This window comes from Craterilacuibacter sp. (assembly GCF_051659485.1).
Taxonomy (GTDB): domain Bacteria; phylum Pseudomonadota; class Gammaproteobacteria; order Burkholderiales; family Chromobacteriaceae; genus Craterilacuibacter.
Window position 1 is genome coordinate 1 of the sequence record NZ_JBOFOO010000311.1, and the last position, 8,436, is coordinate 8,436.

General features: G+C 61.1%; 10 protein-coding genes. 2 read left to right on the top strand and 8 right to left on the bottom strand.

Features of this window, described 5'->3' with window-relative positions:
- Positions 1-962, bottom strand: a 962-nt coding sequence (locus ACRC1E_RS10835) for an efflux RND transporter periplasmic adaptor subunit (protein WP_438515110.1), incomplete at its 3' end; no start/stop codon positions are given.
- Positions 963-1,025: 63 nt separating this feature from the next.
- Here ACRC1E_RS10835 and ACRC1E_RS10840 point away from each other — a divergent pair.
- Entirely contained in the window at positions 1,026-1,349 is a 324-nt protein-coding gene (locus tag ACRC1E_RS10840) for a DUF2322 family protein (protein WP_438515111.1), read from the top strand.
- 79 nt (positions 1,350-1,428) lie between these two features.
- Here the strand turns inward: ACRC1E_RS10840 and dcuC are convergent, their stop codons facing one another.
- The 7 genes from dcuC to flgA all read right to left on the bottom strand — a co-directional run bounded on the left by dcuC (position 1,429) and on the right by flgA (position 7,674).
- Complete coding sequence (gene dcuC, locus ACRC1E_RS10845; protein WP_438515112.1) at positions 1,429-2,805, bottom strand: C4-dicarboxylate transporter DcuC; 1,377 nt, start codon at positions 2,803-2,805, stop codon at positions 1,429-1,431.
- 142 nt (positions 2,806-2,947) lie between these two features.
- A complete protein-coding gene (locus tag ACRC1E_RS10850) occupies positions 2,948-3,457 on the bottom strand; it encodes a GNAT family N-acetyltransferase (protein WP_438515113.1) in 510 nt (169 codons plus the stop codon).
- Between the two features lie 65 nt (positions 3,458-3,522).
- A complete protein-coding gene (locus ACRC1E_RS10855; RefSeq protein ID WP_438515114.1) occupies positions 3,523-5,037 on the bottom strand; it encodes a DEAD/DEAH box helicase in 1,515 nt (504 codons plus the stop codon).
- A 114-nt stretch (positions 5,038-5,151) separates the two neighbouring features.
- Entirely contained in the window at positions 5,152-6,072 is a 921-nt protein-coding gene (locus ACRC1E_RS10860) for a CobD/CbiB family protein (RefSeq protein WP_438515115.1), read from the bottom strand.
- An 82-nt stretch (positions 6,073-6,154) separates the two neighbouring features.
- On the bottom strand, positions 6,155-6,616 hold the full coding sequence (gene flgN / locus ACRC1E_RS10865) for a flagellar export chaperone FlgN (RefSeq protein ID WP_438515116.1): 462 nt from the start codon (positions 6,614-6,616) through the stop codon (positions 6,155-6,157).
- Positions 6,617-6,628: 12 nt separating this feature from the next.
- Positions 6,629-6,928: a flagellar biosynthesis anti-sigma factor FlgM gene (flgM, locus tag ACRC1E_RS10870; RefSeq protein ID WP_438515117.1), complete on the bottom strand. Its 300-nt coding sequence runs from the start codon at positions 6,926-6,928 to the stop codon at positions 6,629-6,631.
- A gap of 68 nt (positions 6,929-6,996) precedes the next feature.
- Positions 6,997-7,674, bottom strand: a complete 678-nt coding sequence (flgA, locus tag ACRC1E_RS10875) for a flagellar basal body P-ring formation chaperone FlgA (protein WP_438515118.1) — start codon at positions 7,672-7,674, stop codon at positions 6,997-6,999.
- Between the two features lie 121 nt (positions 7,675-7,795).
- Here flgA and ACRC1E_RS10880 point away from each other — a divergent pair.
- Positions 7,796-8,436: SGNH/GDSL hydrolase family protein (locus ACRC1E_RS10880; protein WP_438515119.1), on the top strand; the 641-nt coding region annotated here is incomplete at its 3' end.

Here is an 8,436-nt window from a genome sequence, read left to right on the forward strand (position 1 = left end):
CCGTCGGCCACCATGCCGGTGACCACTGCAATCTGCTCGACCTTACCGTCCCGCACCCGCCACAACCACGATTTTCCGGCGCGCTCGAACAGCGCCGCGGCCGGCACCGTCAGCGCGGCGGCTTTGCGTGCGACCACGATCTCGGCCGAGACGGTCATATTGTGGGTCAGAAAATCGGGCAGCGTGTCCGGCAACAGGATGGCTTCCAGCGTGCCGCGCTCCAGATCCACCTGCGGCGCAATACGGCTTAGGCGGGCGGCAAACGGCGCATCCGGCCAGGCATCGGCCGCCACCTTGGCCGCCTGCCCGACTTTAAGCTGCGCCAGATAACGCTCGTCCACATCAAGACGGATCTCGGTCTTGCCATCGGCGGCAAAGGTCAGTACCGGCTTGCCGGCACTGACGAGATCGCCCACCTCCACCTCGCGCGCAATCAGGCGCCCGGCGGCCGGCGCCAGAATGCGGGTCTGTTCCAGCCGCGCGCGCGCCGCCGTCACTGCCGCCTGCGTCACCGCCACGCGCGCACGCGCCAACTGCACCTTCTTGTCTTCGGCGTCGAGGGCGGCGCGGCTGATAAAGCCCTGTGCCATCAGGCTTTGCTGGCGGGAAAACTGGCGCACGGCTTCGGCCAGCGTGGCACCGGCCTCGCGTGCATTGCCCTCGGCCTGCGCCAGCGTGGCGGCGGCTTCGTCGGATTCCAGCAGCAGAAGTAGCGTCCCGCCGGCAACGGCAGCGCCCTCGGCCACCGGTGTCGCCAGCACACGCCCGGTCAGGGTTGCGCCCAGCCGGCTTTCTTCGGCGCTGCTGACATGGCCGGTGGTGACGATGGTCTGGGTCAGCGGCCGGGCCGCTACGCGGATGACGGCAACTTCGGGGCCATATAGCAGGCGTGGCAAAAACCAGGCGGCAGCGCCCAGCATGATCAGTATCAGTAACAGGATAAAACGGGAGCGTCCGGTCATGGGGAGGCATATGCGCTTAGAATGATGGCTTCTTTTTACCACAGCACACGCACCGGGACAGCCATGAATCACACCCTGTTTGCCGACAATCTCGCCAGCCTGCCCGAATGCAAGCATCTGACCGGCCTCGAACTCCTAGACGAGGACGGCCATTGTGTCGCCAGCTTGCTTAATCAGCCGGGCACCACCGGCTCGGTGCGGGTCTACGCCGCACTTGGCGCACGCTTTGGCATGCTGACGCCGGAAGCGGCACAGGCCGGTATCCTGCTTTATGCCGAGCACAGCCGCGACGCCGAACTGCACCCGGGCAAGCACCCGAATATCGACCGCCTGTTTGCCATCGCGAGCGGTGAACTGGGGACGCTACACATCATCTCCCAGCAATAAGCCTGTTGAATCCGAATAAAAAAAGCCGTTCCCCTGATTAGGGCGAACGGCTTTTTTAGCGACAGGACGCCGGCCAGACTTACATAAAGAAAACGTAATTCAACGCCAGGCTGGTCAAGAGTGCACCGCCCATCGGCACGCTAGTACGCCTGACAATCTCGAATGGCGAGATCTTGGCGATACCGGCGCAGGCAATCACCACCGCCGCAATCGGCGACACCGAACGGCCGATACTGGACGCCAGCTGCATAGGCAGCAGCATAGTCACCGCAGACACGCCAAATTTGGCGGCCACTTCCGGCGCCAGCGTGGCAAAACTGAGGAAGGACGCGTTACCCGAGCCCATTACCACCGCCGCGCCCATAATCAGCGCCACCAGCACCAGCGTCATGAAGCCGCTCCCCAGACCGGCACCATCGGCCGAATGCAGCAGTGCCGAGATCGCACCGACCGCCTTCAGCGACTCGGCAAACAGTTCGGCACAGACAATCAGCGCCACCACCGGGCCAAATACCTTACCCATACCATCGAGGAAGCTGGACAAACCGGCAAACGAGGTACGGATCGAACGGGTACGCACCAGTTCGCACGCCATACCGATAAACACCGTCAGCAACATACTCACTTCGACGCTGACCTTGATGTCGCTGATCACCAGCTTGGAGAAGATCATCATCAGCGCGAACGGGATCACCGGCAGCAGGCCGTACCACGCTGGCGCCTGTAGCGTCTCGCTGCCCTGCTCTTCCAGCTCGGTGTGTTCGCCGCGATGCTGCAGCGGATCATAGCCATCCTTGCGGTCGCAATGGCGCTGCCACACATAGTGCAGCACGGTGGTGACCGCCAGCATAGGCACCACCAGCCACACCTGATAATCGACAAAATAGGTGGTCGGGTCCAGCAGCGACTGGCCGGCGGCAAAGATCGCATTGGCCTGGGTCGGCCCGATCTCGAAGGCCTGCGTGGTCACGATCACGCCGCAAGCCGAAGCCGGGCTGATACCCAGATTGCGCATGATGGGATACATGGTCACCATCAGCAGCAAGCCCAGACCGGTCGCCGAGCTGACGAACAAGGAGACGAACACGCCCACCAGATAGCAGATCGCCAGCATCGCATAGCTGGACTTAATGCCCGCGACCGGCTTGACCGCGACCCGCACCAAGGCCTGCGACGCACCGATATGCGACATATAGGTGGCAAAACCGGCCACCGCCATGATGGTGAGCCCCAAGCCTGCGGCACGATTGGAAAAGATGCCGTTAAAGACTTCAAACAGGTCGAACAGCGCAAAACCGGTACTTTTGTCCGCCGCCAGAATAGGGTGTATCCCCATCCAGTAAGCGACGGCAAAGATGGACATACCAGCCAGTGCCAGCACCGCCTGCGGGTTGTAGTCCTTGATGATGCCGTAGATCACCAGACCCAGCACCACCACTACAAAGAGCAATTCCATGGCTAGTCCAAATCGTAAAAATCAGAATTTTATTAAAATCTGATTTTTGATGCTTGATACGGCTCAAATAAAGTCGGATGCCTCGCTTATTAGCGACACCTCCGCCCTCAAATTCTCCATTGTCCTGAATAAATAGATTGTTTTATCTATTAAGCGTATACAGCCGCAGTTCAGGCTCATCCGCATACAGCGCCACCTTGCCTTCATAACGCAGGCCCAGCTTTTCCAGCAGGCGCTGCGAGGCGATATTGCCATCATCGGTAATACCCAGCAGTTGCGGCAAGGCCAGTACCTGCAGGCCGTAATCGCAACAAGCCCGGGCCGCCTCGTAACCATAGCCCTGACCCGCATAGGCCGGCAGCAGCGCAAAACCGATATCGGTCGCCGGCAAGACTGCGCGCCGTATCAGGCCGCAAATGCCGATCGGCGTATCGCCATCCCGCAAAGCCACACGCCACAACCCGTAACCCTGCTCAGCGTAGCTGGCCTGCGGGCCTTCGGCCAGATAGCGCAGTGCGTCTTCGCTATTGCGTACCTTCTTGTCGCCGATATTGGCTAGAAAAGTCGGGCAGTTCAGCAACTCGACCAAAAACGCCGCATCGGCAGCGGAGAGTTCGGTCAGGCGCAGACGGGGGGTTTCCAGCTGGAACATGATTTCTCCAAGACAAAAGACGAATGAAAAACGCCGCCCTAAGGCGGCGTCGGCATCACGCGGTATTACTTGTAACGCGGCGGCAGCAGCAGCGCAGGCACATCACGCTTGGCGTGCGGCTTGCGGTCGTTGCGCCCCGCGATGCGCGGCGAATCCGGCTGATCGCTACGGTCAGACTCGTCGAAAGCCTCGACACGCGGCGGATGCACCAGACGCACCAGCTTGCGTGCGGTGAACTCGGTACGATCCGAGCTACGGTCGGTGCGCTCATAACGCTCGGTGCGGCGTAGCGGCTCCTTGCGCTCCGGCCGTGCGGCAAGCTCGCGTTTTTCTGCCGGACGGCGTTCAATCGCGCGCTCTATCGGGCGGCGCTCGGGCACACGCGGCGCATCGGTATGGTGTGCCGCCGGCTTGGCCTGGGTTTGCGGCTGCAGCCACGAAGGCTGGAAGCCTTCTACCGATTTTGGAACCAGCTTCTGGCGTGTCAGCTTTTCGATGCCTTCATGCTGCTTTTCTTCGCCTTGCGCCATAAAGGTAATCGCCACACCGCTGGCACCGGCACGACCGGTACGGCCGATACGGTGCACATAGTCTTCCGGTGCATTGGGCATCTCGTAGTTGACCACATACGGCAACTCGTTGATGTCCAGGCCGCGCGCGGCCACATCGGTGGCCACCAGCACCTTGATCTCGCCAGCCTTGAACTGGTTCAGCGTTTCCAGACGGGCGCTCTGAGCCTTGTCGCCATGAATCGCTTCGGCGGAATGGCCATCGCGCTTGAGGTCACGCGCCAGTTGGTCGGCGGAGATCTTGGTTTTGCAAAAGACGATCACCTGCCCCATTTGCCGCTCGCGGATCAGGAAAGACAGCAGGTGGCGCTTGCGGTAGCTATCGACCTGATACACCAGCTGTTCGACATCTTCATTGGTCGAGTTCTGGCGCGCCACTTCTATGGTCTGCGGGTTCTTCATAAAGTCGGCCGCCAGACGCTTGATCTCGGGCGAGAACGTGGCCGAGAACAACATGGTCTGCCGCTCTTTGGGCAACAAGGCCAGAATCTTGCGGATATCCTGAATAAAACCCATATCCAGCATGCGGTCGGCTTCGTCCAGTACCAGAACGTCAACGCGGTTGAGCATCACCGTTTTCTGGCCGACATGGTCAAGCAGACGGCCCGGGGTGGCGATCAGGATTTCCACGCCACTACGCAGCGCCTGCACCTGCGGGTCCATATTGATGCCGCCATAAACGGTGGTGGTTCTAAGCGGCAGGTATTTGGTATACAGGCGGGCATTCTCGCCCACCTGATCGGCCAGTTCACGCGTCGGGGTCAGGATCAGCGCACGCACCGGGTGCATGGCAGGCGATGCACTGGAACTGGCAAATTTTTTCAGGCGTTCCAGCATCGGCAGTACAAACGCGGCCGTCTTGCCGGTACCGGTCTGCGCGGCCGCCATCAGGTCACAACCGCTCATCACCAAAGGAATGGCCTTGGCCTGAATCGGTGTGGGCTCGGTATAGCCCAGCTCATCAATAGCCCTCTGAATTTCCGGTGAGAGGCCAAGCTCGGCAAATGTCATGTTCAGCTCCGGCAACCCCGCCCTCTAGGCAAGGTCGCAATGAATGATCAGAAAACAGCAACGCCGCTCCCTGCGGGGCGGCGTCAATTAGCAGGGTCAACCCCCGCTTCAGATTCAGGCAAACAGCCCGGTAATAGTCAGTAGCAGCAACAAGGCCAGCCACAGCAGCACGGCGCGCCAGATCAGGCCTACGGCACTTTTCAGGTACTGCGGATCGGCTTCGTCGCCGGTGCCCAGCTCGGGGCGGATCTTCAAGCTGTAGTCCTGCCTGAGCGGATCGCCCAGACGCACACCAATCGCGCCCGCCGCAGACGCCAGCAAGATACCCGAGGTGTAGTTGCCCCAGGTACGCGCTTGCGAGCGCCAGCAGTAGATCGCATCCTCGAAGTTGCCCATCACGGCAAAGCTGACCGAAGTCAGGCGGGCCGGCAGCCAGTCCAGCCACAGGCCAAAGCGCGCGGCAAAACGACCAAAAGGATCTTCGTCGAAATTACGCTCGCCCCACTTCTGCGCCAGCATACTCGCCAGCCGGTATAGCAAGGCACCGCTAGGCCCCGGCAGCAAGACAAACCAGAACATGGTGCCGAACACATGGCGATAGCTGTCGAGCACGCCCTGCTCGATAGCCAGACGCGAGACTTCATTCACCGACATATCCGACGTCGGTTGCCCGGTCCAGGCCGCCAATGACAGGCGCGCATCGTGATCACGCCCCTCGGACAAAGCCAGGGAAATCTCGGAAAACGCACTGGAAAAGTGGCGGAAGCCCATGGTCAGATACAGCATCAGCACGTTCCACGCCAAAGCCAGCGCCGGATTGAGTGCATAAAGACCATAGTAGATAGCCAGCGACAACAGGACCGGCGGCAGGATAGCTACCAGCCACGCCACCACGCCATGGCGTTCAAAGCCGGCGTTGAAGTTGCGTTCGAGGTGGTTGGCATAGCGGACGAACAGCAGCCACACCCTGTTTCGGTTACCCAAGGGCCGGATCTGCTCCAGAGCCAGCGCCGCAATCAAGGAAAGCAGAATCATGAGTTCAAGGTGAGTGATTGAGGGTTTTTGATGCCTGCAGAAGATACCACAAAGCGCCGCCCCGTGGCAGGCGCGCTGCGTTTCAGGCCGAACCCAGCCGGCGCGAACCGGAAAGCTTGTCCGGTACACGCCCGCTACGGCCATAGCCTTCATTCTGGCGCACCGCACTGGACAGGGTTTCCAGCAAGGCTTCGGCCATCACGCCACGCTCGCTGGCCAGTGTGGCATTCATGTCATTGTAAACACGGGCGCGCGTCAACTCGGACTCCAGCGCCAGCCAGGCACGGCGGGCGGCTTCGTCGCCGGACAGCCAGAGATTCAGGGCATCGGGGGTATCGAGGCTTGCCGCCACCTGCATCGCCAGACGCGGAGCCGCCAAAGCGGCCAGCTCGGCCAGCAGCATTTCTTTTTGCGTAGACAGGCGCAGCAAGGCGGTCGCATCCAGTGCCAGCAGCGCACGCTGCTCCTCGACCAGAAAAGCACAGAGCTGACGCATCAAGGTCAGCTCTGCCTGACAACAAGCAACAAATTCGGGACTATTCATTCACAGGCAGACTTATTCACGCGCCAAGAGTTCCTGCGCCGAACTGATCAGGCTATCGGCAATCGCCTCAGGCTTGATCTGGTACTGTCCGGAACTGATGGCATTACGGATGGATTCGACCTTGGCCGCGTCAAAAGCCGGCTCGGACTTGGCCGCTTTTTCCGCCGCCTGCAATTGGCTGGCCAGCGGATTGATGGCAACACTCTCCCCTGCCGGGCGGCTCTTGCCTGCCGCGGCGCTGTTTTCAGGCTTGGCCGGGCGCGGCTGTGCCGAGTAGGCGGCCAATGCTTTGCTGGAGGAGTCGATTTTCATGCTGCTTCCTTCGTACTGCGGGCTATTGATTCAATATCGTCAACTTGCGGCATTTCTTGAGTCTTATTTCATTGCACATCTACACGCACGCTGCCATCGGCCTCTGCCACCCCGCTGATTACGCGGTTGCCTGGCATGCGCACCGTCACCACTTCACCCGCCGCCGCATTATTGTTGGCGACGCCTTCGGCCGATACCCGCAAGCCGCCCTGCGTCACGATGGCGCGTACCGGCTGGCGCATCCTGACCACATACGGCGCACGTAGTGCCGTCACCCGGATCACCGAGCCCGGCGGAATCTGGGTACGGGCGGCACGGCCGACAATCTGGCCGGCATCGCTCACGCCTTGGCGCGCCAAGGCCGGATTGGCAATCGGCGCGAGGCGAATATCGCCAGCACCCAGCGTCTGGCCGGCCGCAATCATGCTGCTGGCGACATAGACGCTGGCCACGCCCTTGAGCTTGAGCGGCAAGGCCACCGTCCAGCCCAGCGCCGGACAACGCAGCGCCACCGAGTCTGCCGGCACGCCAGCCGGCCAGCCAATCTGCAAATCGGGGCAGGCCGGCAAAAACAGCCGCGCATCGGGCGCGCCGACTTCACGCGCGCCCCCCCGGCCCGCGGCCGTTTGCTGGTCGACAAAACGCTGCGCCTCAAGCTGCAGCCGCGCCAAATCCTGACCACCGGCCGCCCACAGCGGCTGCGCCAGCCCTACACAGACGAGTGTCGCAAAAATACATCGAAACATGGCGGCATTGTACCTGCAATACGACAGAACCCAACAATCGTTTGACTGGCGGCTTAGTTATTTAGACTATTTGCTTTATGCGGGCAATTTCATCTGCATCAAATAATAATCGAGAGGCAGCATGCAAATTCAACTCCAGAAAACAGCCTGTGCCGTGGCACTGGCACTCAGCTTCGGCGTCGTACAGGCCGGCACTATCAACGGTATCTGGTTCTTCGGCGACAGCCTGACCGACGGCGGTGCCTATAGCGGCATCGGCGGTTTGCCTGCCGGTTCACGCTGGACGAGCGACAACGCCCCCAACCACGCCGACGTACTGGCCGCTGCGCTGGGTCTGAAATCCGCAGCGACCAATGCCCTGACCGGCTACAACCCTAGCGGCAACAACTATGCGCAAGGCGGGGCACAATCGCTTGAAGTCAACAATACCGGCCCGGGCGTCGAAATTCGCGACCTGCCCACTCAGGCCAGCGATTACCTGACACGCAGCGGCGGCAAAGCCAACCCGAATGCGCTCTACTTTGTATGGTCGGGCGGTAATGATGTGCCCGTTGCCGCCGCCATCGGTGCGGCGCAAGGCAGCACTGCCGCACAAGCCAGCATCGCCGACTCGGCCGCATCGCTAGCAACGCAACTGGGCACACTCAAAGCAGCCGGTGCCAAGCTGATTATGGCGCCCAATCTGCCTGCTTTCGGCAACACCCCGGCCGCTTTGCTCGCCGTACTGCAAACGGCCACCGGCTACCGCAGCGATATTCCCGA